This is a genomic window from Streptomyces sp. NPDC031426 (assembly GCF_055581585.1).
In genome coordinates, this window is record NZ_JBVIJE010000007.1 from 137,763 (window position 1) to 163,140 (window position 25,378).

The 25,378-nt window shown below is 72.3% G+C and carries 23 protein-coding genes; 10 read left to right on the forward strand and 13 right to left on the reverse strand.

Features of this window, described 5'->3' with window-relative positions:
* Window positions 1-47: 47 nt before the first annotated feature.
* A complete protein-coding gene (locus tag ACZ5NH_RS16120; protein ID WP_468775684.1) occupies window positions 48-1,679 on the reverse strand; it encodes a protein kinase domain-containing protein in 1,632 nt (543 codons plus the stop codon).
* Between the two features lie 343 nt (window positions 1,680-2,022).
* On the opposite strand from ACZ5NH_RS16120, the gene ACZ5NH_RS16125 reads away from it, so the two are divergent.
* Entirely contained in the window at window positions 2,023-3,675 is a 1,653-nt protein-coding gene (locus tag ACZ5NH_RS16125; RefSeq protein ID WP_468775686.1) for a Stk1 family PASTA domain-containing Ser/Thr kinase, read from the forward strand.
* Between the two features lie 121 nt (window positions 3,676-3,796).
* Here the strand turns inward: ACZ5NH_RS16125 and ACZ5NH_RS16130 are convergent, their stop codons facing one another.
* Window positions 3,797-4,342: a bacterial proteasome activator family protein gene (locus ACZ5NH_RS16130; protein WP_388622944.1), complete on the reverse strand. Its 546-nt coding sequence runs from the start codon at window positions 4,340-4,342 to the stop codon at window positions 3,797-3,799.
* Between the two features lie 174 nt (window positions 4,343-4,516).
* Between ACZ5NH_RS16130 and ACZ5NH_RS16135 the strand changes: the two genes are divergently transcribed.
* Window positions 4,517-5,308 carry a hypothetical protein gene (locus tag ACZ5NH_RS16135; RefSeq protein ID WP_468775688.1) on the forward strand — a complete coding sequence of 264 codons (792 nt, stop codon included), beginning with the start codon at window positions 4,517-4,519 and terminating at the stop codon, window positions 5,306-5,308.
* Window positions 5,309-5,439: 131 nt separating this feature from the next.
* Here ACZ5NH_RS16135 and ACZ5NH_RS16140 read toward each other — a convergent pair whose 3' ends face one another.
* The 6 genes from ACZ5NH_RS16140 to pdhA form a co-directional block, all read right to left on the reverse strand.
* Complete coding sequence (locus ACZ5NH_RS16140) at window positions 5,440-6,420, reverse strand: NAD(P)H-quinone oxidoreductase (RefSeq protein WP_388622938.1); 981 nt, start codon at window positions 6,418-6,420, stop codon at window positions 5,440-5,442.
* A 113-nt stretch (window positions 6,421-6,533) separates the two neighbouring features.
* On the reverse strand, window positions 6,534-7,883 hold the full coding sequence (locus ACZ5NH_RS16145; protein WP_468775690.1) for a molybdopterin molybdotransferase MoeA: 1,350 nt from the start codon (window positions 7,881-7,883) through the stop codon (window positions 6,534-6,536).
* Complete coding sequence (locus ACZ5NH_RS16150) at window positions 7,880-8,791, reverse strand: NTP transferase domain-containing protein (protein ID WP_468775692.1); 912 nt, start codon at window positions 8,789-8,791, stop codon at window positions 7,880-7,882. The genes ACZ5NH_RS16145 and ACZ5NH_RS16150 overlap by 4 nt, the downstream gene beginning before the upstream one ends.
* A gap of 69 nt (window positions 8,792-8,860) precedes the next feature.
* On the reverse strand, window positions 8,861-10,300 hold the full coding sequence (locus ACZ5NH_RS16155) for a dihydrolipoamide acetyltransferase family protein (RefSeq protein ID WP_468775694.1): 1,440 nt from the start codon (window positions 10,298-10,300) through the stop codon (window positions 8,861-8,863).
* Entirely contained in the window at window positions 10,300-11,304 is a 1,005-nt protein-coding gene (locus tag ACZ5NH_RS16160) for an alpha-ketoacid dehydrogenase subunit beta (RefSeq protein ID WP_468775696.1), read from the reverse strand. The genes ACZ5NH_RS16155 and ACZ5NH_RS16160 overlap by 1 nt, the downstream gene beginning before the upstream one ends.
* Window positions 11,301-12,455, reverse strand: coding sequence for a pyruvate dehydrogenase (acetyl-transferring) E1 component subunit alpha (gene pdhA, locus ACZ5NH_RS16165; RefSeq protein WP_468775698.1), 1,155 nt, complete (start codon window positions 12,453-12,455; stop codon window positions 11,301-11,303). The genes ACZ5NH_RS16160 and pdhA overlap by 4 nt, the downstream gene beginning before the upstream one ends.
* Before the next feature lie 190 nt (window positions 12,456-12,645).
* Between pdhA and ACZ5NH_RS16170 the strand changes: the two genes are divergently transcribed.
* A complete protein-coding gene (locus ACZ5NH_RS16170) occupies window positions 12,646-13,164 on the forward strand; it encodes an Lrp/AsnC family transcriptional regulator (protein ID WP_468776184.1) in 519 nt (172 codons plus the stop codon).
* Between the two features lie 15 nt (window positions 13,165-13,179).
* Here the strand turns inward: ACZ5NH_RS16170 and ACZ5NH_RS16175 are convergent, their stop codons facing one another.
* Together ACZ5NH_RS16175 and ACZ5NH_RS16180 are read right to left on the reverse strand one after the other, a co-directional pair.
* Window positions 13,180-13,767, reverse strand: a complete 588-nt coding sequence (locus ACZ5NH_RS16175) for a TetR/AcrR family transcriptional regulator (protein ID WP_388622922.1) — start codon at window positions 13,765-13,767, stop codon at window positions 13,180-13,182.
* Entirely contained in the window at window positions 13,764-15,281 is a 1,518-nt protein-coding gene (locus ACZ5NH_RS16180; RefSeq protein ID WP_468775700.1) for a 3-hydroxyacyl-CoA dehydrogenase, read from the reverse strand. Before ACZ5NH_RS16180 ends, ACZ5NH_RS16175 begins: the two co-directional genes overlap by 4 nt.
* Before the next feature lie 160 nt (window positions 15,282-15,441).
* Between ACZ5NH_RS16180 and paaN the strand changes: the two genes are divergently transcribed.
* A complete protein-coding gene (gene paaN, locus ACZ5NH_RS16185; protein WP_468775702.1) occupies window positions 15,442-17,133 on the forward strand; it encodes a phenylacetic acid degradation protein PaaN in 1,692 nt (563 codons plus the stop codon).
* On the opposite strand, the gene ACZ5NH_RS16190 is transcribed toward paaN, so the two are convergent.
* Genes ACZ5NH_RS16190 through ACZ5NH_RS16200 form a run of 3 tightly spaced genes read right to left on the reverse strand, consistent with a single transcriptional unit; the run spans window position 17,130 to window position 20,031 of the window.
* Window positions 17,130-17,885 (reverse strand): TrmH family RNA methyltransferase, encoded by a 756-nt coding sequence (locus ACZ5NH_RS16190; RefSeq protein WP_468775704.1) that lies wholly within the window; start codon window positions 17,883-17,885, stop codon window positions 17,130-17,132. The genes paaN and ACZ5NH_RS16190 overlap by 4 nt on opposite strands.
* Window positions 17,882-19,105: an HTTM domain-containing protein gene (locus ACZ5NH_RS16195; protein WP_468775706.1), complete on the reverse strand. Its 1,224-nt coding sequence runs from the start codon at window positions 19,103-19,105 to the stop codon at window positions 17,882-17,884. Before ACZ5NH_RS16195 ends, ACZ5NH_RS16190 begins: the two co-directional genes overlap by 4 nt.
* Window positions 19,102-20,031 carry a DUF5819 family protein gene (locus tag ACZ5NH_RS16200; RefSeq protein WP_468775708.1) on the reverse strand — a complete coding sequence of 310 codons (930 nt, stop codon included), beginning with the start codon at window positions 20,029-20,031 and terminating at the stop codon, window positions 19,102-19,104. Before ACZ5NH_RS16200 ends, ACZ5NH_RS16195 begins: the two co-directional genes overlap by 4 nt.
* A gap of 366 nt (window positions 20,032-20,397) precedes the next feature.
* Between ACZ5NH_RS16200 and paaA the strand changes: the two genes are divergently transcribed.
* From paaA to ACZ5NH_RS16230, 6 genes are all read left to right on the forward strand, one after another.
* Complete coding sequence (gene paaA / locus ACZ5NH_RS16205; RefSeq protein WP_468775710.1) at window positions 20,398-21,465, forward strand: 1,2-phenylacetyl-CoA epoxidase subunit PaaA; 1,068 nt, start codon at window positions 20,398-20,400, stop codon at window positions 21,463-21,465.
* Window positions 21,462-21,749: a 1,2-phenylacetyl-CoA epoxidase subunit PaaB gene (paaB, locus tag ACZ5NH_RS16210; protein ID WP_190016117.1), complete on the forward strand. Its 288-nt coding sequence runs from the start codon at window positions 21,462-21,464 to the stop codon at window positions 21,747-21,749. The genes paaA and paaB overlap by 4 nt, the downstream gene beginning before the upstream one ends.
* Entirely contained in the window at window positions 21,746-22,477 is a 732-nt protein-coding gene (paaC, locus tag ACZ5NH_RS16215) for a 1,2-phenylacetyl-CoA epoxidase subunit PaaC (RefSeq protein WP_468775713.1), read from the forward strand. The genes paaB and paaC overlap by 4 nt, the downstream gene beginning before the upstream one ends.
* Entirely contained in the window at window positions 22,471-22,998 is a 528-nt protein-coding gene (paaD, locus tag ACZ5NH_RS16220; protein WP_468775715.1) for a 1,2-phenylacetyl-CoA epoxidase subunit PaaD, read from the forward strand. The genes paaC and paaD overlap by 7 nt, the downstream gene beginning before the upstream one ends.
* Window positions 22,998-24,062 (forward strand): 2Fe-2S iron-sulfur cluster-binding protein, encoded by a 1,065-nt coding sequence (locus ACZ5NH_RS16225; protein ID WP_468775717.1) that lies wholly within the window; start codon window positions 22,998-23,000, stop codon window positions 24,060-24,062. Before paaD ends, ACZ5NH_RS16225 begins: the two co-directional genes overlap by 1 nt.
* A 171-nt stretch (window positions 24,063-24,233) precedes the next feature.
* The gene (locus tag ACZ5NH_RS16230; RefSeq protein ID WP_468775719.1) at window positions 24,234-25,376 is read left to right on the forward strand and encodes an acyl-CoA dehydrogenase family protein; all 1,143 of its coding nucleotides are present in this window, start codon (window positions 24,234-24,236) and stop codon (window positions 25,374-25,376) included.
* Window positions 25,377-25,378 lie beyond the last annotated feature (2 nt).

Here is a 25,378-nt window from a genome sequence, read left to right on the forward strand (position 1 = left end):
CCAGTGCCGGCTCAGCAGGACGCCGTGGAGGGCGGTGCCGGAGTCGTTCAGCCGGTGGTGTTGCCCACGCCGCCGTCCGCCGCGTTCCCGACGGTGGTACCGCCGTTGGCGGTGCCGGTGGGGTCGGTGGGACCGGTGGGGCCGGTGCCACCGGTGTTCGTGCCGCCGGTGGTCGTGCCGCTGTCCGTGCCGCCGCCAGTGGGGCTCTGGGACTGCGACGGCGCGGTCTGCGTGTCCGTCGGCTGGTCCGTCGGCCCCGTGCTCTGCGACTGCGAGGTCTGCGGGTCCGACGGGGTGTAGTCGGAACCGCCCGAGGTCGATCCCGAGCCGTTGTCGGTGGCCGTGTCCGAGGGCTGGTCCGTGGTGTTGTCCGACGGGGTCGGTGAGGTCGTGTCGTCCTTGGTGCTCTGGGACTGCGTCGCCGGCGGCGTGGTGTCGGTGCCCGTACCAGTGCCACCGGTGTTGTGGTTCAGTGCGAACGCGACACCGGCCGCGATCGCGATCACCGCGAGCACGGCGAGGATCCACAGCTTGCCGCGGCCGCTGCCCTTGTTGCCGTGCCCCTCGAAGCCGCCGTCGTCGCCGTTGCCGTAACCGTGCGGCAGCATCGGCTGCGGGATCTGCGCCGTCCCGGAGCCGAAGTCGCCCGGGTGCTGCATCACGGTCGTCCCGGTGAAGCCGCCCGCCGGGGTGTGCCGACCGTCGTGCGCCTCCACCGGGCCGGTGTTCCAGGTGCCGGTGTGCCCGCCCTGGTCGTACAGCATCTGCAGGCCGTACTGGACCAGGCCGCGCATCTCCTCGGCCGTCTGGAAGCGGTCGTCCGGCTCCTTGGCGAGCGAGCGCATGACCAGGCCGTCCAGCTCCGGCGGGCAGCCGTCGGAAACCGCGGAGGGCGGGGTGGGGATGTCCTGGACGTGCTGGTAGACCACCGAAAGCGGGGTCTCGCCGGTGAACGGCGGCCGCAGCGCGAGGAGTTCGTACAAGAGGCAGCCGGTCGCGTACAGGTCGGAGCGGTGGTCCACGGCCTTGCCGAGCGCCTGCTCCGGGGAGAGGTACTGCGGCGTGCCCATGACCATGCCGGTCTGTGTCATCGTTGTCGACGCGCCGTGCAGGGCGCGCGCGATGCCGAAGTCCATCACCTTGACGGCGCCGCTGTTCGTGATGATCACGTTGGCGGGCTTGATGTCGCGGTGCACGATGCCGTGCTGATGCGAGTAGGCGAGCGCGTCGAGCACCCCGGAGACGATGATCAGGGCCTGCTCGGGACCCGGCGCCTCGGCGTTCAGCAGCAGATCGCGGATGGTGCGGCCCTCGACCAGCTCCATCACGATGTACGGCACGGACTGGCCGCCGACGAAGTCCTCGCCGGAGTCGTACACGGCGACGATCGCGTGGTGGTTGAGGCCGGCGACGGACTGCGCCTCACGCGTGAAGCGGGCCTTGGAGACCGGGTCCTCGGCCAGGTCCGCGCGGAGCAGCTTGACCGCGACGGTACGGCCCAGCCGTACGTCCTCGGCCGCGAACACCTCGGCCATGCCGCCCCGGCCCAGCCTGTGGGTCAGCCGGTACCGGCCGTCGCCGACGAGCCCTCCGTTGCCCCACATCTCCGGCGCATCCGACATACCGCCGCCACTCGCCTCGGGGTCGGACGGGCCCTGGGCGCGCTGCGTCTGGTCCATCAGTCCTCGCCGTCGTTTCTGCCCGCGGTATGCGCGGTGTTGTCACGGTCTCCGTCGGCCACGCTACAGCCTCGGCATGAGCCACCGGTCCGGAACCGGAACCGGGACCGGCCGAAGCCTGACCGGCCATGAAACCTGTAGCACGCGCTGTCGTGCAAATTCTGTGTGGCGGTCGTACGCCCCCTGTAACGCTTGCACGGCGCTTCTTGCGCGTACGGTCACGGAACGGGCACCGAGCTTGACGTGTCAGTGCCCTGGGGCAGACTTGGCCGGGAATGACACATTCGATCAAGGCCCGTGCGATGAGCGAAGGTGCCGGACGGCCAGTGGGGGACACGGAGAGATGAGCCAGGACGGCACACACGGCCGGTACACGGGGCAGTCGCTGGCCGGCGGCCGATACCAGCTGCGGGACCTGCTCGGCGAGGGCGGCATGGCCTCGGTGCACCTGGCGTACGACGCCGTGCTCGACCGCCAGGTCGCGATCAAGACCCTCCACACGGAACTCGGCCGGGAACAGGCCTTCCGTGAGCGCTTTCGCCGCGAGGCCCAGGCCGTGGCGAAGCTCACGCACACCAACATCGTGTCGGTCTTCGACACCGGCGAGGACGATCTCGGCGGTCTGACGACTCCGTACATCGTCATGGAGTACGTCGAGGGCCGCCCGCTGGGCTCGGTCCTGGAGCAGGACATCCGGCAGTACGGCGCGATGCCCGCGGACAGGGCGCTGAAGGTCACCGCGGACGTGCTGGCCGCGCTGGAGATCAGCCACGAGATGGGGCTGGTCCACCGCGACATCAAGCCGGGCAACGTGATGGTGACCAAGCGCGGCGTGGTCAAGGTCATGGACTTCGGCATCGCCCGCGCCATGCAGTCCGGTGTGACGTCGATGACGCAGACCGGCATGGTCGTCGGCACCCCGCAGTATCTGTCGCCCGAGCAGGCCCTCGGCCGTGGCGTGGACGCCCGTTCCGACCTGTACTCGGTCGGCATCATGCTGTTCCAGCTGGTCACCGGGCGGCTGCCGTTCGACGCGGACTCGCCGCTCGCGATCGCGTACGCGCATGTGCAGGAGGAGCCGGTCGCGCCCTCCTCGATCAATCGTGCGCTGCCGCCCGCGGTGGACGCGCTGGTCGCCCGCGCGCTGAAGAAGAACCCGAACGAGCGTTTCCCGACCGCCGAGGCCATGCGCGACGAGTGTCTGCGTGTCGCCGCGTCCTTCCAGGCGGCCGCGCCGAGCATCGTGCCGGGCGCCGGGCCGACGCAGAGCGGCGCGGGTGTCGGCTCCGCGGTCTTCCCGCCGGTCGACCGGACCGCCCAGCCGGCCCCCGGCCCGGTCCAGGCGCCGTACCAGCCGGGCCCGTACGGCGCCCCGCAGACGCCGGCCCCGGCCTACGGCTATCCCCAGCAAGGGCACCCGGGCGGCTACCACACGCCGCCCTCGATGGGGTACGGCCCGCAGGCTCCGCAGGCCGCGCCGACCCCGCCGCCGTACGTCATGTCGCCGCAGACGGCCGGGCAGCCGTCCGCTCCGGGCTCCGGCGGTGGCAAGAGCAACAGGCCGGTGATCATCGGCTCGGTCGCGGTGTCGCTCGTCGCGGTCGTCGCCCTGATCGTCGCGCTGACGCTGAACAGCAGCGGCGGTGACGACAAGGGCGGGGGCGGCGGCGCGAGCGCCTCGGCGTCCGCCTCCCACCAGGCGGGCTACCGCGGGCCGGACCGGACCCGGGTGATCGACAAGACCAAGTGCACGGACCCGACGGAGTCCTGGAACGACGCGAAGAAGGTGCAGCTGCCCGACTTCCGGTACAAGGACATCGACTCGGTGAAGGCGTGCTTCCAGGCCGCGAAATGGCAGTACAAGGTCAAGCCCGAGGCCGACAACACCTGGGGCGACGGCACCGTGCTGGACCAATTCCCAGCCGCCGGCGCGGAGATCGACCCGAAGAACCCGGGCACCATCGAGCTGAGCGTCTCGACGGGCAATCCCAGCTGAGTACGCCGCGAGATCCGTCGGCCCGCTCAACCCGGACCGACGTGTGACAGGCCTCTCGCACAAGGTCGGGCCCGGCACTTTCCGTGCCGGGCCCCGGTCGTTTCGGGTACGGCCTGGGTCGTTACAGGTACGGGCCGCCGGCCCGGCCGCCGGCGCGCGGGTCGTCACCGCCCTCGTGTCCCGTCACCCCGGGCGGAAGTGCGCGGCGCATCTGCTCCAACTGGGCCCGCGCGGCCATCTGCTGGGCGAACAGCGTCGTCTGGATCCCGTGGAAGAGGCCTTCCAGCCAGCCCACCAACTGCGCCTGTGCGATGCGCAGTTCCGCGTCGCTCGGGGTGGCGTCGTCGGTGAACGGAAGGGACAGCCGCTCGAGTTCCTCGACCAGCTCCGGCGCGAGGCCGTCCTCCAGCTCCTTCACCGAGCTGGCGTGGATCTCCTTCAGCCGCACCCGGCTCGCCTCGTCCAGAGGAGCCGCGCGCACCTCCTCCAGGAGCTGCTTGATCATGCTGCCGATCCGCATCACCTTGGCCGGCTGTTCCACCTGCTCCGTCACCGGGGTCTCACGGGACTCCATGTCCCCGTTGCCGCCGCCGAGCGCCATCCCGTCCTGGCCTACGACGAGGATCTGAGGGTTTTCCGGCGACCGTTCGTTCCTCGGCATCTCCATGCCGCCATTCTCTCGCACCCGTATACCTCATCACCGTCGTGCCCCCTCTTAGGGCTGATCCACCGTTTAGACCCGACGGCCCACTCTGAAATGCCCCGATCGCCCTTGAATGTGAGGCTTATCTCCGTCGGTCAACCATCGATCACGACATCCGGGCTCCGGGAGGTCACCGACGTGACTCCATGGCTGCGCACCACACGCCGCTGCATACGGCTGCTTCTCGTCCTCGCGGTGGGCCTGCCCGCGTACGACGCGCTCATCGAGCACACCACGACGGCGTACACCACCCACCCCGGCCCGAGAAGCTCCGCCACACCCGGGCCCGCGGACCAGCCGACTCCCTACGACGCGGACCACCCCGCACGCGGACCCGCGGACCGCCCCGGACTCTCGGCGCACGGAGGCCGCGAACCCATGACCGGCGCCACCCCGGAGCCCCCATACTCCACCGGCCCCGATCACGGCCGGATTCCCGTTCACGGTCACGGTCACCGTCACAGCCATTCCCCGGCTGTCGGGCCCTCGCCCGTCTCCCCCATGATCCCGATCCCCCCCATACCCTCCGATTCCGCCTCCGCCTCGTACCGTCCGACGGTCGTCGAGCCGACCCGTGCGGGCAGCCGGGCCGGCGAGGGGCGGATGCGGCCGGGCCGGCCGGACGGCCCCGCGGCCGAGGTGGAGGGCGACGACGACCCCGTCCCCACCCGGGCCCCGGGCACGGACCGGGCCCCGGGCGCCGGTCGGGCGGAGGAACCGGAGACCGCACAGCTCCCGACCACGACGCCGACGGCCTCGACGGTCCCCGACGAGGCGGGCCTCGACCACCCCCCGCCCCGGAACGCCGCCCCCCAGCACGAGAACACCTCGGGGCCGGTCTTCCAGATACTGCCCCTGGGCACCGGTCTGGTGCTCATAGGCCTGGGCCTGGCCCTGGCCCTTCTGGGCCTCCGACTCCGCAGAGACTGACCGGCCCGGCCGCTGCCGGCCGCACCGCCGAACCGGCACTCGGGCACCCGGCGACAACCCCGAGCCCGGCACCCGGCACCGCTCCAGCTCGCCGGCGTCATGGACTCCCCAGCGCTACGACGTCCCCGGCCTTACGCCGCCACCAGCAGCACCTTCCCCACATGCCCGCTGGCCTCCACCACTCGATGCGCCTCGGCCGCCTCGGCCATCGGCACCTCCCGATCCACCACCGGCCGCACATGCCCCCCGGCCAGCAACGGCCACACATGCTCCCGCACCGCGGCCACGATCGCCGCCTTCTCACTCAGCGGACGCGCCCGCAGGGAGGTGGCACTGATCGCGGCCCGCTTGCTCAACAGCGTGCCGATGTTCAGCTCCCCCTTCACCCCGCCCTGCATACCGATGATGGCGAGCCGCCCACTGACGGCAAGCGCCTGGAGATTGCGGTCCAGATACTTCGCGCCCATGTTGTCGAGGATGACGTCGGCCCCCGCACCCCCAGTGGCCTGCTCGATCTCGGCGACGAAGTCCTGCTCGCGGTAGTTGATGAGAATGTCCGCGCCCAGCTCGGCGCACCGCTCCAGCTTCTCCTTCGTACCGGCCGTCACCGCGACCTTGGCCCCAACGGCCTTGGCGAGCTGGATCGCCATGGTGCCGATGCCGCTGGACCCGCCGTGCACAAGCAGCGTCTCACCGGGCCGCAGATGGGCGATCATGAACACGTTGGACCAGACCGTGCAGACAACCTCGGGCAGCGCGGCCGCCCGCTTGAGGTCGACCCCCTCGGGCACGGGCAGCAACTGCCCGGCCGGTACGACGACCTTCTCGGCGTACCCGCCGCCCGAGAGCAGAGCGCACACCTCGTCGCCGACGGCCCAGCCGGACACTCCGGACCCGAGCGCGGCGATCCTGCCGGAGCACTCCAGGCCGGGGTAGGCGGAGGCACCGGGCGGCGGGTTGTAGAAGCCCTGCCGCTGCAGGATGTCGGCTCGGTTGACGGCGCTGGCCACCACCTCGACCAGCACCTCGCCCTCGCCGGGCACCGGATCGGGGACCTCCGCCCACACCAGCGCCTCGGGACCACCAGGTTCGGGAATCGTGATCGCATACATGCCCGTGACGCTACTCCTCGGGGATGGCGTCTCCGGGGCAGACCCGCTAGCGTGAATACGCCCGCACGATGGTCACCCGCCGGCCCACCTCATCCCGTGCAGCACCGGACGTTTCACGTGAAACACACCTCGATTCCGGCGGTCGCCCACGGCAGATCCAGGAGTTCCGTCTCCTCACCCTGCCGTGCTCCGCCCGGCGGTACGACGGCCAGCGCATCGGCGGCGGCGATGCCGCGGAGCATGGCCGGACCGTTGTAGTGCAGCGGTACGGCACGGTCGCCGCGCAGCACCACGGGGATCAGCCGGGTGTCGTACGGATGCCCCTGGACCGCCTCGCTGAGCGGCAGCGTGTACCGCTCCGGGGCCGGGTGGGCGGCCAGCGTGCGCAGAAGGGGCTCGGCGAGCGTGAGCAGGCCGGAGACGGCCGCGAGGGGGTTGCCGGGCAGGCCGACGAGGTGCTGGGCGTCCTTGGTGCGGGCGAGCAGCATGGGATGGCCGGGCCGCACCTTGACGCCGTCGACGAGGAGTTCGGCGCCGATGCGTTCCAGGATGGGGTGGACGTGGTCGACAGGTCCGCCCGCGGTGCCGCCCGTGGTGACGATGAGGTCGGCCGCGGAGCCGGCGACGGCCCGGCACAGGGCCTCGGCGTCGTCGCCGATCCGGCGCACCGCGACGACCTCGGCGCCGAGCGCGCGCAGCCACGGCGGCAGCATGGGGCCGAGCGCGTCCCGGATCAGCCCGTCGCGCGGCAGTCCCTCGGCCAGCAGTTCGTCGCCGAGCACGAGGACTTCGGCGCGGGGCCGCGGTACGGCGGTGACGGTGTCGTATCCGGCCGCCGCCGCGAGCCCCAGGACGGCGGGGGTGACCCGGGTGCCGACCGGCAGCAGCTGGTCGCCGCTGCGGCACTCCTGGGCGCGCGGGCGGATGTCCTGGCCGTGCACGATCTCGCGCGTGGCGTGGAGCCGCCCCTGTGCGTCAGTACGGCCGTGCTCGCTGCGCAGGACGGCGGTGGTGTCGGACGGGATGCGGGCACCGGTGGCGATCCGGACCGCCTCGCCGTCGGTGAGCGGCTCGGGCTGCGCGTGCCCGGCGAGCACACCCTCGTCCCGTACGTCCCAGGGTCCGGGTCCGGCGACCGCCCAGCCGTCCATCGCGGAGGTGTCGAAGGAGGGCAGGTCGGTGAGCGCGTCGAGCGGGTCGGCCAGGACCAGCCCGAGGGCGTCGCCGAGCGGCATGGAGACGGGGGCTCGGCGGGTGCGGGCGCGTGCGGCGCGGGCGGCGATCTCGCGGGCCCCGGCCCAGGGGGTGGCCCGGTGCCGCTCGCCGTGCGCTTCGGGTGCCGGAGCGGGGACCTGGCCCGCGCGGTCGTCCTTGGCTTCCCTCACGAGGGCCAGGGCCTCCTCGACGTCGAGGTCGTCGCTGTCCCCGGCGGGCGCTCCGGCCCGGGTTCCGGGGGCGGTCATCCGGCGTCCGGGGCGCTCGGGCCCCCGCTGTTCTCTTTCCCGCCCCCGCCGTTCTCTTCCCCCCAGCGCAGCGCGAGCGCGGCCGCCTTGCGGGCGGCCTCGGCGACCGCGTCGGGGCCGCCCTTGCCCTGGGCCGCGGCGTAGCCGACGAGGAAGGTGGTCAACGGGGCTGCGGGCCGGGCCACGCCGTGCGCGGCGTCACGGGCCAGGTCGAGCAGCACGCCGGTGTCGACGTCCAGGTCGATGCCCAGCTCGTCCTTGACTGCGGAGATCCATTCATCCAGCACGTGCCCATGCTCCCTGATGCGTGCCCTGGCGTTGACGAGGTCGTCCCAGGTGTCGCAGTCGAAGGACGCGAGGGGGTCCGGGACGCGGGTGAGGCTGAGGGCGCCGGTCAGCCGGCGCAGGGGCAGTCCGGTCAGGCCGTCGGGTCCGGCCGCGAGGGCGGCCAGTTCGCGGCGGAGCGCGGCGGTGCGGTAGGCGGCCACGAGCGGCTGGTCGCGGCCGTCGGTGTCGGTGAGCAGCGCACCGTCGGCGCCGGTGTCGCCGAGGGCGGTCAACAGGCGTTGCAGCGTCGCCGGCCGGAGGAAGGGCAGGTCGGCGGAGAGGACGACCGCGTGTTCGGCGGTGGTGTGCCGCAGGCCGGCTTCCAGCGCCGCGACCGGTCCCGCACCCGGCGGCTCCTCGCGCGCCCAGCGCACCGGCCGCGCGGTGGGCCGCCGGTCGGCCACCACGACGGTCGTGTCGGCGCCGGCGCAGGCCGCGAGCACCCGGTCGAGCAGCGCCCGGCCGCCGACCCGCAGACCGGGCTTGTCGGCGCCGCCGAGCCGCCGGGCGGCGCCGCCGGCCAGCACGACGGCGTCGTACGGCACGGGCGTCCCGGGAGCGGCGAGGGCGTTGTCGGTCACCCCCCGAGTATGTCCCGAGGGGCGTGGGTCATATCTTCCGCGGGGCCCTTCTTCCGGGCCCCGCGCGCGTCACAGGGTGCGCAGGAGCACCGCCGGCTGTTCCACGCAGTCCGCCACGTACCGCAGGAAGCCGCCCGCCGTGCCGCCGTCGCACACCCGGTGGTCGAAGGTGAGCGAGAGCTGCACGACCTGCCGCACGGCCAGCTCGCCTTCGTGGACCCATGGTTTGGGGACGATCCGGCCGACGCCGAGCATCGCCGCCTCGGGGTGGTTGATGATCGGCGTGGAGCCGTCGACACCGAAGACGCCGTAGTTGTTCAACGTGAAGGTCCCGCCGGTGAGTTCCCCGGGTGTGAGCGTCCCGGTGCGGGCGGCTTCGGTGAGCCGGGCGAACTCCGCGGTCAGTGCCTCGGCGTCGCGCGCGTGGGCGTCCCGGACGACCGGCACGACGAGCCCGCGTTCGGTCTGCGCGGCGAACCCGAGGTGGACCTGGTCGAGTTGGACGATCTCGCGGGCCTCGGTGTCGACGTAGGAGTTCAGCTCGGGGAATCGGGCGAGCGCGGCCGTGCAGATGCGGGCGAGCAGCGCGAGCAGGGAGATCTTCGGTCCGCCGGCCGCGTTCATCGCGGCACGCGCGCGCATGAGTTCGGTCGCGTCGGCGTCGACCCAGCAGGTGGCGTCCGGGATCTCCCGGCGGCTGCGGGAGAGCTTGTCGGCGACGGCACCGCGCACGCCCTTGAGGGGGATGCGGGTGCCCCCGGCGCGCGTGGCCGAGGCGGCGGCTGCCGACGGGCTCGCGGCGCGGACCGGCTCCTGCGCCAGGGGCGCCGGGGTGGCCCTGGCCCGCAGGGCGCCCTCGACGTCCGCGCGCAGGATCAGCCCGTCCGGGCCCGAGCCCGCCAGCTGCCGCAGGTCCACCCCGCCCTCGCGGGCCAGCCGGCGGACCAGGGGAGAGATCACGGGGACCGGGCCCTCGGCGCGGAACGCGTCCACGCGCGCGTGGGCCGTCCCGGTGGACACCGTGCCGTTGGAGGCGGCCGGTCCGTCCGGTCGCACCGCCCCGAAGGCCGCAGCCGGGCTCTGCCGCCCGGCCGGGACCGTGCCGGAGGGCGCGCTCGTGCTCCGTGCGCCGTCCACACCGGTGTTCGCGGCACCCGTCACCAGCGGCGTCGGCCGCACCCTCCGGCGCCGGGCCGGAGCTTCCGAGGTGCCGTATCCGACCAGGACGTTGCCCGACCCCTCGCCGTCCCCCGCCGGGGCCTGCGGCCCCACCGCCACTGTCAACAGGGGCGCTCCGACGGGCAGTTCGGTGCCCTCCTCGCCGAAGCGGGCGGTGACCACACCGCCGTACGGGCAGGGCACCTCGACCATCGCCTTGGCCGTCTCGACCTCGACGACCGGCTGGTCGACGGCGACGACGTCACCGACCTGGACCAGCCAGCGGACGATCTCCGCCTCGGTGAGTCCCTCGCCGAGGTCGGGGAGCTTGAACTCCAGCACCTGTGCCATCAGCCCTCGGCCTCCCACTGCAGCCGGGCCACGGCGTCCAGGATGCGGTCGACGCCGGGCAGGTGGTGCCGCTCCAGCATGGGCGGCGGGTAGGGGATGTCGAAGCCGGCCACGCGCAGCACCGGCGCCTCCAGGTGGTGGAAGCAGCGCTCGGTGATCCGGGCCGCGATCTCGCCGCCCGGCCCGCCGAACCCGGTGGACTCGTGGACGACGACCGCGCGTCCCGTGCGTCGTACGGCCGCGCAGACCGTCTCGTCGTCGAACGGCACCAGCGAGCGCAGGTCGATCACCTCCAGGTCCCAGCCCTCGGCCTGGGCGGCCTCGGCGGCCTCCAGGCAGACCGGCAGGGAGGGGCCGTAGGTGATCAGCGTGGCGCTGCGGCCCGGCCGGCGCACCACCGCACGGCCGATGGGCTCCACGTCCGTGGGATGCTCGGGGTTCCAGGAGTCCTTCGACCAGTACAGCCGCTTGGGCTCCAGGAAGACGACCGGGTCGTCGGAGGCGATGGCCTGGCGCAGCAGGCCGTAGGCGTCGGCGACGGTCGCGGGCGTGACCACGTGCAGTCCAGGCGTGGCCATGTAGTAGGCCTCGGAGGAGTCGCTGTGGTGCTCGACGCCGCCGATGCCGCCGCCGTAGGGGACCCGGACGGTGATGGGCAGGGCCATCCGGCCGCGCGTGCGGTTGCGCATCCGGGAGACATGACTGATGAGCTGCTCGAACGCCGGGTAGGCGAAGGCGTCGAACTGCATCTCCACCACCGGGCGCAGGCCGTACATGGCCATGCCGACGGCGGTGCCGAGGATGCCGGCCTCGGCGAGCGGGGTGTCGGTGCAGCGGTCCTCGCCGAACTCCTTGGCGAGGCCGTCGGTGACCCGGAAGACACCGCCGAGGGTGCCGACGTCCTCGCCCATGACGTGCACGGCCGGGTCGGCGGCCATCGCGTCGCGCATCGCGCGCGTGAGGGCCTGCGCCATGGTGGCGGGTTTGACGGCGACGGTGGTCATCGGGCGCCGCCTTCCTGCTCGCCGTGCCGCTCCTGCTCGGCTTCCAGCTCGGCCCGCAGCAGGGCGCGCTGTTCGCGCAGTTGGGCGGTGGTCTCGGCGTAGACATGGTCGAAGAGGGCCATGGGGTCCAGTTCGGGGTCGCGGTTCATGCGTTCGCGCAACGAGGCTGCCATCGCCTCGGCATCCTTCCGGGCGGCCTCGATGCCGGCCTCGTCGAGCAGCCCGCGCTCGGTCAGCTCGTGTTCCAGCAGGTCGATCGGGTCGTGGGCGCGCCAGGCCTCGACCTCGGCGTCGCCTCGGTAGCGGGTGGCGTCGTCGGCGTTGGTGTGGGCGTCGATGCGGTACGTCACCGCTTCCACGAGAGTCGGTCCGCCGCCCGCGCGCGCGTGCCGTACCGCGTCGCTGAGGACCTCGTGCACGGCCGCCGCGTCGTTGCCGTCGACCAGCCGGCCCGGCATGCCGTATCCGACGGCCTTGTGGGCCAGGGAGGGCGCGGCGGTCTGCTTGGCGAGCGGGACGGAGATGGCGAAGCCGTTGTTCTGCACGAGGAAGACGACCGGCGCCTGCCAGACGGCGGCGAAGTTCAGGGCCTCGTGGAAGTCGCCCTCGCTGGTGCCGCCGTCGCCGACCATCGCGAGCGCGACGACGTCGTCGCCCTTGAGGCGGGCGGCGTGCGCCAGGCCGACGGCGTGCGGCAGCTGGGTGGCCAGCGGGGTGCTGAGCGGGGCGACCCGGTGTTCGTAGGGGTCGTAGCCGCTGTGCCAGTCGCCGCGCAGCAGGGTGAGGGCCTCGACGGGATCCACGCCCCGAGCGACGACGGCGAGGGTGTCGCGATAGCTGGGAAAGAGCCAGTCGCGCTCTTCCAGGGCCAGGGCGGCGGCGACCTCGCAGGCCTCCTGGCCGGTGCTGGAGGGGTAGACGGCGAGGCGGCCCTGCTTGGTGAGCGCGGTGGCCTGCGTGTTGTAGCGGCGGCCGCGCACCAGCTGGGCGTAGAGCCGGCGCAGCAGGTCAGGGTCGGCCTTGGTGGCCGCCTCGGTGCCGAGGACGCGGTAGGGCTCGGCGTCGGGCAGCAGCGGCGCGGGGTCCATACGGGGCTGCCAGGCGGGCGGCGGCGATGGCCGGTACGCGCCCCGCTGCTCCATGACCGTCATGACGGCACCTCCTCGTGGGAGCGGCTACGGGAGGCGCGTCGGCTGTGAGGCGCCTCACCAACCGATTGTTCGGTCGTTGGCACATTTTGGCTACAGCCCCCGCCAGGCTGTGGACAAACGGTTCTCCACAGCCTGCAATGAACGCAGGACGTCCACGGCGAGGGAGCGGGGGGCAATGGCATCTGAACAAATGGCCGACGGACCGCAGGACGGCACCGCGTTCCCGCTGTCACGCCCGCTGGACGGCACGGCGCTGCCGCCGCCGCGCCCGCTCGACGCCATCGATCAGGACATCCTGAAAATCCTCCAGGCGGACGGCCGTGCCTCGATACGGTCCGTGGCCGAGCGCGTCCACGTCTCGCGCGCCAACGCCTATGCGCGTATCAACCGGCTCGTCGAGGACGGGGTGATCCGGGGTTTCAGCGCGCGCGTCGACCACGAGCGGGCGGGGCACGGCACCTCGGCGTACATCACGCTGAAGATCGTCCAGAACACCTGGCGCACGGTCCGCGAGCAGCTCAGGCAGCTGCCCGGTGCCTCACACATCGCGCTCGTGGGCGGTGACTTCGACGTGCTGCTGCTGGTGCACACGCCCGACAACCGGGCGCTGCGCGAGCTGGTGCTCACGAGGCTCCAGGCGATCCCCGAGGTGCTCAGCACCCGCACGCTGCTGGTGTTCGAGGAGGAGGATCTGGAGCCGGAGACGTGAGCAGGGGAGACTGACTCAGCTCTGCTTGAGGCCCCCGAAGACCAGCCTGACCACGGCGTCGGCCACCTCGCGTTCGCCGACGCCGCGTGGGTCCGGCCGGTACCACTCCACGATCGAGTTGATCATTCCGAAGACCAGCCGGGTGGCCAGCCGGACCTCGACGTCGCCGCGTACGTCGCCGTCGGCCGCCGCGGCCTTCAGCAGTTCCGCCACCCGGTGATCGAAGTCGCGCCGCCGCTCCAGCGCCCACCGCTCGGTGGCGGTGTTGCCGCGCACCCGCAGCAGCAGCGTCACGTACGGCAGCTCGCCTATGAGCACCTCGACCATGCGCCGTACGACGTGCTCCAGCCGGTCGGTGGCCCGCCCCACGCGCGCGTACTCCTCGTCCAGGATGGCGAACAGCCCGTCCAGGGCGCGGCTGACGGCACGGCGCAGCAGTTCCTCCTTGCCGCTGACGTGGTGGTAGATCGACGACTTGGAGATGCCGGCCGCCTTGGACAGGTGCTCCATGGAGGTGCCGTCGTATCCGCGCTCGTTGAACACCTGGACGGCCACGGAGAGCAGCGTCTCGGGCGTGTAGGTGTCGCGCTTGGCCGTGGTCATGAGGTGCCCTCCCGCTTGTCGTCGATGGCGTACGCGTGGCGGTAGAGGGCGAGGGAGGGCGCGTAGCGTCCGGAGGGGTCCCGCTCGTGCATCTCGTCCAGGACGTCGAAGGCGAACTCACGTCCGAGCCTGCGGTCCCACTCGAAGGGGCCGAGGGGGTAGTTCACCCCGAGGCGCATGGCCGTGTCGATGTCCTCCTGGGTGGCGACGCCCTTGGCGACGGCGTCGTGGGCCAGGTCGATGATCCGGGCGACCGTGCGTGCGACGATCATGCCGGGGACGTCGCCGATGACGCTGACATCCTTGCCGAGGGCCTGGAAGAGGCCGACGGCCTCGGCGAGGGTGCGCGGCGAGGTGTCCTGGGAGGCGGACAGGGCGACGCGGGTGGCGGTGCGGTAGTCGAGGGCGAGGTCGAAGTAGACGACGTCGCGGAACTCCACGGAGGTCTGGCCGTCGGCGAGCACCAGCTGGCCGCCGCCGGGCAGCACCAGGCGGGTGCCGTTGTCCTCGGCCTCCTCGCGGACCTGGATGCCCGCCTCGCGGATCAGGGTGAGCAGTTCGGCCGCCGGGCCGAGGCCGCCCTCGGCGACGACGTAGGCGGGCGGCTGCTCCTTGTCGGCGGTGTGCGGCTCGGGCCGCTCGGCGCCCTCGGCGTGGTCGTACCAGCCGTGGCCCGTCTTGCGGCCGAGGCGGCCGGACTCCACCAGCCGGCGCTGGGCGAGGGACGGGGCGAAGCGCACGTCCTGGAAGAAGGACTGCCACACCGAGTGGGTGACGGACTCGTTGACGTCCTGCCCGATGAGGTCGGTCAGCTCGAAGGCGCCCATCCTGAAGCCGCCGGACTCACGCAGGATCGCGTCGATCGTGGCCGGATCGGCGGCCTGGGCCTCGTAGACGGCGAAGGCCTCGGCATAGTACGGCCGGGCGATGCGGTTGACGATGAAACCCGGGGTGTCGGCGCAGGCCACCGGGGTCTTGCCCCAGGCGCGGGCGGTCTCGTACGCGCGCGTGGCCGACGTGACGTCGGTGGCGAACCCGGAGACGACTTCGACCAGCGGCATGAGCGGGGCCGGGTTGAAGAAGTGCAGGCCCACGAAACGGCCGGGCCGGCGCAGGACGCCGCCGATGGCCGTCACCGACAGCGAGGACGTGTTGGTGGCGAGCAGGCAGTCCTCGGCGACGATGTCCTCCAGCTCGCCGAAGAGCTGCTGCTTGACGTCCAGCCGCTCCAGGACGGCCTCGACGACCAGGGCGCAGTCCGCCAGCTCCGCGAGGTTCTCCGCGGGCGTCAGGCGGGCGCGGGCCGCATCCCGGTCGGCGGCCGCGAGCCTGCCCTTGTCCACGAGCCGGTCGAGGCGCGCGGCGATCGCCGCTGCCGCGTCACGGGCGCGCCCGGCGACGGCGTCGTACAGCCGCACGGGGTGGCCGGCGACCAGAGCGACCTGGGCGATGCCCTGGCCCATGGTGCCGGTGCCGACGACGGCCACGGGGCTGCTGAGGTCGAGTGCTGTCATGTCCGCGATCCTCCCGCACGGCGTTTTCCACAGATGCGGCAGGCCCCCTTGTCCCGACCGATCGTTCGGTTACTCTAGCTCTGACCGCCCGATCCCGCTGCTCTTTCTGCCAGGTCAATGAACTCGACGAAGAGTTCCCCAGACGAGGAGTTGGTCCCGCATGGCCGCCGAACTGACCACCCACGAGCTCATCGCGAAGCACCGGCCCACCCTGGACCAGGCACTGGAAGCGATTCGCACGCGCGCGTACTGGTCCCCGCACCCCGAGCACCCCAAGGCCTACGGCGAGAACGGCAGCCTGGACGCGGCGGCGGGCAAGGCCGCCTTCGACGCCCTGCTGCACACCCGCCTCGACCTCGGCCAGCCCGGCACCGACGACTGGGTGGGCGACGAGGTCTCGCCGTACGGCATCGAGCTGGGCGTCGGCTACCCGCACGCGGACGTGGACGTGCTGATCCCCGCGATGAAGGCCGGGCAGCGGGCGTGGCGGGACGCGGGCGCGGAGACCCGGGCGCTGGTGTGCCTGGAGATCCTCAAGCGGATCAGCGACCGGACGCACGAGTTCGCGCACGCGGTCATGCACACCAGCGGCCAGGCCTTCATGATGGCGTTCCAGGCCGGCGGCCCGCACGCCCAGGACCGCGGCCTGGAGGCGGTGGCGTACGCGTACGCGGAGCAGGTTCGCACGCCCGAGACGGCCGAGTGGACCAAGCCCCAGGGCAAACGCGACCCGCTGGCCCTCACCAAGCAGTTCACCCCGGTCCCGCGCGGCCTCGCCCTGCTCATCGGCTGCAACACCTTCCCGACGTGGAACGGCTACCCGGGACTGTTCGCCTCCCTCGCCACCGGCAACGCGGTCCTGGTCAAGCCCCACCCGCGCGCGGTCCTGCCGCTCGCGCTCACCGTGCAGACCGCGCGCCAGGTGCTCAGCGAGACGGGCTTCGACCCGAACCTGGTGGCACTGGCCGCCGAGCGCCCCGGCGAGGGCATCGCCAAGACGCTCGCCACCCGCCCCGAGGTCCGGATCATCGACTACACCGGGTCGACGTCCTTCGGCGACTGGCTGGAGGCCAACGCCCGCCAGGCGCAGGTCTATACCGAGAAGGCCGGCGTCAACACGGTGATCGTGCACTCCACCGGCAACTACAAGGGCATGCTGTCCAACCTGGCGTTCTCGCTGTCCCTGTACAGCGGCCAGATGTGCACCACCCCGCAGAACCTGCTCATCCCCCGGGACGGCATCCGCACCGACGAGGGCCCCAAGACCTTCGACGAGGTCACCGCCGACCTCGCCCGCGCGGTCGACGGCCTCCTCGGCGACGACGCCCGCGCGAACGCCCTGCTGGGCGCGATCGTCAACCCGGACGTCAAGGCCCGTCTGGAGGCCGCCGCCGGCCTCGGCGAAGTGGCTCTGGCCTCGCGGGAGATCAGCAACCCGGACTTCCCGGGGGCGGTCGTGCGCACCCCGGTCATCGTCAAGCTGGACGGCGCCAAGCCGGACGACGAGGCCGCCTACATGAACGAGTGCTTCGGCCCCGTCTCCTTCGCCGTCGCGGTCGACTCGGCGAACGACGCGGTGGAGCTGCTGCGCCGCACGGTCCGTGACAAGGGCGCGATGACGGTCGGCGCCTACACCACCGACAGCGAGGTGGCGCGGGCCGTCGAGGAGGTGTGCCTGGAGGAGGCGGCGCAGTTGTCGCTCAACCTGACCGGCGGGGTGTACGTGAACCAGACCGCCGCGTTCTCCGACTTCCACGGCTCGGGCGGCAACCCGGCGGCGAACGCAGCGCTGTGCGACGGCGCGTTCGTCGCGAACCGGTTCCGGGTAGTCGAGGTGCGCCGGGAGGCCTAGGAACTCTGGAGCGCGCCCCCGGTCGCGCTCCAGTGGTACAGCGTCATCGCCACGCTGGTGGCGAGGTTGTAGCTGGAGACCTGGGGGCGCATCGGCAGTCGCAGCAGATGGTCTGCACGCGCGCGTAGCTGCGCCGACAGTCCGCTGCGTTCCGAGCCGAAGGCGAGGACGGCGTCGTCCGGGAGCTTCACGCCCCGGATGTCGTCGCCCTCGGGGTCCAGTGCGAACACCGGTCCCGGGGGCAGCTCGTCGACCGCCAGCCGCTCCACGGCCGTCGCGAAGTGCAGGCCGGCGCCACCGCGCACCACCGTGGGATGCCAGGGGTCGAGGGTGCCTGTGGTGACCACGCCGGTCGCCCCGAAACCGGCGGCCAGCCGGATCACGGCACCGGCGTTGCCCAGGTTGCGCGGGTTGTCCAGGACCACGACGGGCGCGGTGCGGGGCGTGTGGGTGAGCCTGCGCAGGTTGGCCTCGCGGGACGGCCGTACGGCGAGCGCGGCCACGCCGGTCGGATGGGGCCGCGGGACGAGCGAGGCGTACGCCTGCGTGGGCACCTCGGTGAGCAGCGTGTCGAGCGCGTCCCGTACGTCCGCGGCCAGGTCCTCGGCGAGGGCGAGCGCGGCCCGCCGGTCGGTGGTGACCGCCACCGGGACCTCGGCCCCGAAGCGCAGCGCGTGCTTGAGGGCGTGGAAGCCGTCGAGCAGCACGGCGTCATCGGCGTGCTCGCGCCAGCGCGTCAGCGGATCGGTCATGCCGTGAACCCTACGCGGCCCTGCGGGCTCTCCTCGGGGCTGCTTTCGGGGGAGCGGGGCGCGGGCACCGTACGGTCCTCACGCGGGACGAGCGGCCCACGCGCGCGTGCGACCAGCGCACCGAGGCGGCGCAGGAACGGCGTCGGCAGGAAGACCGCGTCCGCGGTGATCATTGCCAGCGAGAAGAACGGCAGGCCGAGCACGACCGCGATCATCGCGTGCTCGGTCATCATCAGCACCAGCAGGACGTTCTTGACCCGCCGGTTGAACAGGGTGAACGGGAAGGCGACCTGCACCATGACCGTGCCGTAGGCCACGATCATCATGACCGTGCCGCTGGAGGACATCAGGTCGGCGAGCCCGGGCCAGGGCGAGAAGTAGTCCAGGTGGAGCGGGTAGTAGACGGCGGTGCCGTCCTGCCAGCGCGAGCCCTGGATCTTGTACCAGCCGGCCGTCGCGTAGATCAGGCAGGCCTCCGCCATGATCACGCACAGGGCGCCGTTGTGCAGGACGTTGGTGACGACGTCCAGCAGGATCCGCGGCTGCGGAGACTTCGTCCAGCGGCCGACGGCCCACCACACACCGAGCACCGCCCAGGCGGTCCACAGCAGTGCGGGGATCAGCCAGCCGTTGTCGAACCGGCCGGTGAACGCCGCCATGAGCAGCGCCAGGCCGGACACCGCCCACAGGGACGAGCCCACCGGGTCGACGGAGAGCCGCTCCCCACGCGCGCGTGCCGCCTGGAGGCGCGCCGCCCGCCGCGCGTCCAGGGACCACACCTGCCCGCAGCGCGTGAACACGAGGTAGAAGGACATCAGGTGCAGGACGTTGTCGCCGCCGTCGCCCACGAAGACGCTGCGGTTCTGCAGCGACAGCACACTCACCATGAACAGCACGGACGCGGTCCGGGTGCGCCAGCCGAGCAGCAGCGCCGCACTGGCGAGGATCGCCAGCAGGTAGCAGCACTCGAACCACAGCTGTCCGTCGGACCACAGCAGGACAGTGAAGGCGTGGTTGTCGGCGGTCAGCTCCTTGGCGAGGTTCCAGCCCCAGGGCCCGGCCGGGCCGTACAGCTCCTGGCGGTGCGGGAACTCGCGCAGCAGGAACAGCAGCCAGGTCGCGGCGAACCCAATGCGTATGACGGCGCTCTGGTACGGCCCGAGAGCCGACTCGGTGACTTTGGCGACACCGCGCCAGAGGGTCAGGGAGAACCTGTTCACCGCACACCTCCCGCTGCCTCGTCGGCCGTCACGGTCCACCAGGGCAGTACGCGGTAGACGGGTTTGTCGGACACGCGCTCACCGCTCCACTCGGGTGGTTGCACATTGGTGGTGCTGGAACGGATCTGCACGCGCTGTATGACGCCGTCGCGGTCGGCCGGATAGGTCCGGTACAGGCGCATCACCACGATCCGGCGCAGGTACTGCTCGGACAGGGCGCCGCGCATGCGGTCGGGGCGGTTGTCGGCACTGTGCGTGGCGGTGAAGAAGTCCCAGGCGCGGCGCACCTCGTTCTGCTGCGCGTGGCTCGGCACCGGATTGCCGTCGATCGCGGCGCCGTCCTGGGCGGACAGGTCGGTCCATCCGATGGTGCGCAGCCCGCCGTCCTTGGCCCGCACCACGGCGCGCACCTGGACGGCGATGTTCTGCTGCAGCGGGTTGGGCGCGAACAGCTTCCAGTTCTGCTCGAACTCCGGGTACACCCACTCGGCGACGGCGTTGCCGTGCTGTTTGGTCACCGTGTTCGTGGGGGCGAGGCTGAGGAACACCATCAGCAGATGCACACAGGCGGCGACACCGACTACCGCGAGCGCCAGCGCCGCGGCGACCTGGTAGCCGGGGGAGAGGGCTGCCACGCCGGTACGGGGCGCGGCGGGCGGCACGGCGCCCTCGGCCCCGAAAGCCCCGGCACCTTCACCGCGGACGGCAGCCGCGCCCGTCCGGGAATCCTTGCCCGCCCGAGGACCCACACCGAGAGAGGACTCCTCGTCGGCCCGCGCATCCATGTCGGCCGAGGACTCCATGCCTTCCCGGGAATCCACGTCTTCCCTGGAATCCGCGCCGGTCGGGGAAGGCTCCGGGAGACGCGCCCGGGCCGACCCGCCGGGGTCGGGTCGGGCCCCCGGGTCCTCGTCGTACGCGTCCATTCCGCCCCGTCCCCCGTTTCGGCTCAGTCTTTCGGTTCAGTGGCCCGGCTCGGTCGTCCACCTCAGTGATGCGGTGTCCGCCACGTGCCCCACTTCTCACGTGCGCCACACTCGGCGTCAGCACGGAACGGTACTCAGCCCCGGCCGCCGGGCGCAGCCCCGGGTACGAGCCACGGCCGTGGTCCTCACCACGTGTACGGCCCGGCACCCCGCCCTACCCCCGCTTCCGCACGTTGTCCACAGGCTGCCCACCGGAGTTTTCCACAGCGGTTGACACCCCACGCCGGCCCAGCACACCATTGATGCGCACGGACCGAACGATCGGTCGGGACAGTCCACCGCAGAGCCCGAGGTCAGGGGGACCGCATGGCCACAGCAGCCGCGCAGCACACGGCCCGCACACAGGCGGACGGCGCACCGGACACCGCCGACACGGCGGCCTTCCAACACGCCTTCGACGCGGCCGTGGCAGCCGACGAACGCATCGAACCGCGCGACTGGATGCCCGACGCCTACCGCGCCACCCTGGTCCGGCAGATCGCCCAGCACGCGCACTCCGAGATCATCGGCATGCAGCCGGAGGCCAACTGGATCACCCGTGCGCCCTCCCTGCGCCGCAAGGCGATCCTCATGGCCAAGGTCCAGGACGAGGCCGGCCACGGCCTCTACCTGTACAGCGCGGCCGAGACCCTCGGCACCAGCCGCGACGAACTGCTCGGCAAGCTCCACAGCGGCCGCCAGAAGTACTCCTCGATCTTCAACTACCCGACCCTGACCTGGGCCGACGTCGGCGCCATCGGCTGGCTCGTGGACGGCGCCGCGATCACCAACCAGGTCCCGCTGTGCCGCTGCTCCTACGGCCCGTACGCCCGCGCGATGGTGCGGATCTGCAAGGAGGAGTCCTTCCACCAGCGCCAGGGCTACGAACTGCTGCTGGCCCTCAGCAAGGGCACACCGGAACAGCACGCGATGGCTCAGGACGCGGTCGACCGCTGGTGGTGGCCCTCCCTGATGATGTTCGGCCCACCCGACGACGAGTCCCAGCACTCCGCACAATCGATGGAGTGGAAGATCAAGCGCCACTCCAACGACGAGCTGCGCCAACGCTTCGTCGACATCTGCGTCCCCCAGGCCGAGTCCCTGGGCCTCACCCTCCCCGACCCGGACCTGCGGTGGAACGAGGAACGCGGCCACTACGACTTCGGCCCGATCGACTGGACGGAGTTCTGGGAGGTCCTCAAGGGCAACGGCCCGTGCAACGAACAGCGGATCACCCAGCGCAGGCGCGCCCACGACGAGGGCACATGGGTGCGGGAAGCGGCCGCCGCCTACGCGACCAAGCGCACCGGCGGCACTGGCAGCACGCCCGGCGCGACCAGCACCGCTGAGACAGGCAACGACACAGCACACGCGACAGGAGCGGAGCGAGCATGAGCACCACCGACTGGCCCCTGTGGGAGGTCTTCGTGCGCTCCCGGCGCGGCCTCTCCCACACCCACGCCGGCAGCCTGCACGCCCCCGACGCGGAGCTGGCCCTGCGCAACGCCCGCGACCTGTACACCCGCCGCGGCGAGGGAGTCTCCATCTGGGTCGTCCCGGCCACCGCGATCACCGCGTCCTCACCGGACGAGAAGGACCCCTTCTTCGAGCCGGCCGCCGACAAGCCCTACCGGCACCCGACCTTCTACGAGATCCCGGAAGGGGTGAAGCACCTGTGACCGCCACCGGCCCCGCCACCGTCCCGGTGACAGCCGCCCTCGCCCTCGGCGACGACGCCCTGGTGCTCTCCCACCGGCTGGGGGAGTGGGCCGGGCACGCCCCCGTCCTGGAGGAGGAGGTCGCCCTCGCCAACATCGCCCTCGACCTGCTCGGCCAGGCCCGGGTCCTGCTGTCCATGGCCGGCGACGAGGACGAACTGGCCTACCTGCGCGAGGAGCGGGCCTTCCGCAACCTCCAGCTGGTCGAGCAGCCGAACGGCGACTTCGCCCACACGATCGCCCGCCAGCTGTACTTCTCCACCTACCAGCACCTGCTCTACGCCGAACTGGCCATGACCGACGGGCCGTTCGCGCCCCTCGCCGCCAAGGCGGTCAAGGAGGTCGCCTACCACCGCGACCACGCCGAGCAGTGGACCCTCCGCCTCGGCGACGGCACGGAGACCAGCCACGAGCGGATGCGCCGCGCCTGCCAGGCCCTGTGGAAGTTCACCGGTGAGATGTTCCAGCCGGTGGACGGCCTCGACGCCGACTGGACCCGCCTGGACAAACGCTGGCAGGAGTCCGTCCAGGACGTCCTCGGCCAGGCCACACTCCCCCTCCCCGAGGGACCGCGCACCGGCGCGTGGTCGGCCGGCGCCGGCCGCCAGGGCCTGCACACCGAACCCTTCGGGCGGATGCTCGCCGAGATGCAGCATCTGCACCGCAGCCACCCGGGGGCGACATGGTGACCACCACCGCCCTGGAGACGGAACTGCTGGAGCTGGCCGGCTCGGTGCCCGACCCCGAACTGCCGGTGCTCACGCTCCAGGAGCTGGGCGTGGTGCGCGCGGTGCGTCTCCACGGCCCCGGCACGGTCGAGGTCGACCTGACCCCCACCTACACCGGCTGCCCCGCCATCGAGGCGATGAGCGTGGACATCGAACGGGTGCTGCGCGCCCACGGCATGCACGAGGTCACGGTCCGCACGGTGCTCAGCCCCGCCTGGACCACCGACGACATCAGCCCCGAAGGGCGCCGCAAACTCCAGGAGTTCGGCATCGCTCCCCCACGGGTGCGCAGCGCGTCCGGCCCGGTGCCGCTGACCCTCGGACCGACACGCCCAGCATCGACGGAGGCCGAGCCCGTCCGCTGCCCGCACTGCGGCTCCGCCGACACCGAGCTGCTCAGCAGGTTCTCCTCCACCGCGTGCAAGGCACTGCGCCGCTGCCTCGCCTGCCGTGAACCCTTCGACCACTTCAAGGAGTTGTGATGGCGCGCTTCCACCCGCTCCCGGTGGCCGAGGTCGACCGGATCACCGACGACTCCGTCGCCCTGACCTTCACCGTCCCGCCCGAACTGCGCGAGGAGTACCGGCACTCACCCGGCCAGCACCTGGCGCTGCGCCGACAGGTCGACGGCACCGAGATACGGCGCACCTACTCGATCTGCTCCCCCGCGCCCGACCCGGCCGGCGCGGGCCCCGGCACCCTACGGGTGGGCGTGCGGCTCGTCGAGGGCGGAGCCTTCTCCGCCTACGCGCTGAAGGAGATCAACGTCGGCGACGTCCTGGAGGTGATGACCCCGGCCGGCCGCTTCACCCTGGAACCTGCGCCGGGACTGTACGCGGCGGTCGTCGGCGGCAGCGGCATCACCCCGGTGCTGTCCATCGTCTCCACACTGCTGGCCCGCGAGCCGGCCGCCCGGTTCTGCCTGATACGCAGCGACCGCACGGCCGCCACGACGATGTTCCTGGAGGAGGTCGCCGACCTGAAGGACCGCTATCCGGAGCGGCTCCAGCTGGTGACCGTGCTCTCCCGCGAGGAACAGCAGGCGGGTCTGCCGTCCGGCCGGCTCGACCGCGAGCGGCTCACCGGGCTGCTGCCCGCGCTGCTGCCGGTGGGTGAGGTCGCGGGCTGGTTCCTGTGCGGGCCGTACGGGCTGGTGCGGGGCGCCGAGCAGGCGCTGCGGGAACTGGGCGTGGACCGGTCCCGCATCCACCAGGAGATCTTCCACGTGGATGCGGGTTCGCCCCCGGCCGCCACCGCCCAGGCACCCGCGCACAGCACGGTCACCGCCCGGCTCGACGGACGCGGCGGCACCTGGCCGGTGCGCGACGGCGAGACGCTGCTGGAGACGGTCCTGCGCAACCGCCCCGACGCGCCCTACGCGTGCAAGGGCGGCGTGTGCGGGACGTGCCGTGCCTTCCTGGTCTCCGGCGAGGTCCGCATGGACCGCAACTTCGCCCTGGAGTCGGAGGAGACGGAAGCCGGCTATGTACTGGCCTGCCAGTCGCATCCGCTGACAGAGCAGGTGGAGCTGGACTTCGATCGCTGAGCGGGGCGTGCGCCGACTCGGCGGGCACGATCAGCGGGGGTGGGGAGGGTGGGGGGAGGGGGAGGGGCCCCAGGAACACCGAAGACTCCACACCATTCCCTTCTCCTAGAACCTGTTCTATCTTGACGCCTCGTCAGATCACCGACACCCACCCCGTCGGAAGGACAGGCCGTGGACTTCACCTTCAGCGAGGAGCAGCGGGCGGCGGCCGAGGCGGCGTGCGGGGTGTTCGCCGGTGTGGCACCGGACGCGGTGCCCAGCCCAGCGCTCACCACCGGTGCCGTGGCCGAGGGCTTCGACCGGGAGTTGTGGTCCCGGCTGGCCAAGGCGGACCTGCTGAGTCTGCTGCTCGACGAGGCGCACGGCGGTTCCGGTCTGGACGCGATCGCGCTGTGCCTGGTGCTGCGGGAGTCCGCCAAGGTGCTCGCGCGGGTGCCGTTGCTGGAGCACAGCGCGGCGGCGGCGGCCGTACAGGCCTACGGTGGCGCGGAGTTGGCGGGGCGCGTGCTCGCGCGAGCTGGACGGGGTGAGCTGGTGCTGACCGTCGCGGCGAACGGCCGCAGTGGCCACGACCCGGCCGAACTGGCCGTCGGCGCGCGGCGGGACGGTCCGGTCTGGGTGCTGGACGGGGTGCAGACGGCGGTGCCGTGGGCGTACGACGCAGATCTCGTCGTCGTACCGGCGCACCCCGAGGGCGCGGCTGCCGAGCGGACCGTGCTCGCGCTGGTGGCGCGCGAGCAGGACGGGGTGGTGCTCGCCGAGCAGGTGTCCACCAGTGGGGAGCGGCTGGCCGAGCTGCGGCTCACCTCCGTGCGGATCGACGCGGACGACGTCATCGAGGCCGACGGCGCCTGGGAGTGGCTGTACGCGCTGCTTGTCACCGGCAACTGCGCGCTGGCTCTCGGGCTGGGCGAGCGAGTGCTGAGAATGACCGCCGAGTACACGGGAAAGCGGGAGCAGTTCGGGTACCCGCTCGCGACCTTCCAGGCGGTGGCGGTGCAGGCCGCGGACCGGTACATCGATCTGCGCGCCATGGAGGCCACCCTCTGGCAGGCCGCCTGGCGGATCGCCTCAGGGGCGCCGGGGGCGTTGCCCGCCTCAGGGGATGTCGCGGTCGCGAAGATCTGGGCGGCGGAGGGGGTGCGCCGGGTGGTGCAGACGGCGCAGCATCTGCACGGCGGGTTCGGCGCCGACACCGACTGTCCGCTGCACCGCTATCACGCCTGGGCCAAGCACCTGGAGCTGGCGCTCGGCCCGGCGGCGGCGCACGAGGAGAGGCTCGGGGATCTGCTGGCCGCCCATCCGCTGGGCTGACC